The sequence below is a fragment of the Virgibacillus carmonensis genome, assembly GCF_057836705.1.
Map to the genome: position 1 here is coordinate 1 of NZ_JBYQFJ010000251.1, position 607 is coordinate 607.

Below are 607 nucleotides of genomic sequence, written 5' to 3' on the forward strand. Positions count from 1 at the left end.
TTTTTTACTTCATCTGCAAACATTAAGTCCTATTTACTGTTTTGGTTTTTTAATAAATCTCTGATCTCAGATAGCAGCTCTTCTTTAGCATCAATTGCGGGTGCCGCTTCTTCTACTGGCTCTTTCTTACGCTGAAATTTCATAAGCAACCGCACTACCATGAAAATAGAAAATGCAATAATAACAAAGTCGATGATTGATTGAATAAAAACACCATATGTAACCACCGCATCGCCAACTTTGTACGATAATCCAGAAAAATCGACACCATTTAGAAGAATACCAATGAGCGGCATGATTATATTATTCACTAGTGATGTGATGATTTTACCGAAAGCTGCCCCAATTACAACAGCCACCGCCAAGTCCATTACGTTTCCTTTTAAAGCAAATGCTTTAAAATCTGCCCACATGTACATCACCCCCTGTTTGTCGATTATATATAAATTGTCGATTTTTGAACAGCTTTACTACTGAAAAAGGGATGATCATGCTACCGGGCCACCCCTTCCCACACAATTATTCACTTAGTTCATTTGTCATTTTCTTAACCAATTCTGGTCTGCCATGAAACTGTGCTGGTGTATTTTGAAAGAGTTCTATGCTC

At 37.6% G+C, this 607-nt stretch carries 1 protein-coding gene and 1 pseudogene; both read right to left on the reverse strand.

Annotation, left to right across the window (positions count from 1 at the left end; all coding sequences use genetic code 11):
* Positions 1–29 precede the first annotated feature (29 nt).
* Entirely contained in the window at positions 30–413 is a 384-nt protein-coding gene (gene mscL / locus AC3G7N_RS21685; protein WP_089060300.1) for a large conductance mechanosensitive channel protein MscL, read from the reverse strand.
* Between the two features lie 106 nt (positions 414–519).
* A pseudogene (locus AC3G7N_RS21690) lies at positions 520–607 on the reverse strand (SgcJ/EcaC family oxidoreductase); the annotation flags it as partial.

What these genes read in the sequence shown, in the direction of transcription:
- mscL (WP_089060300.1), bottom strand. Translation starts at nt 413, where the DNA reads ATGTGGGCAGATTTTAAAGCATTTGCTTTAAAAGGAAACGTAATGGAC.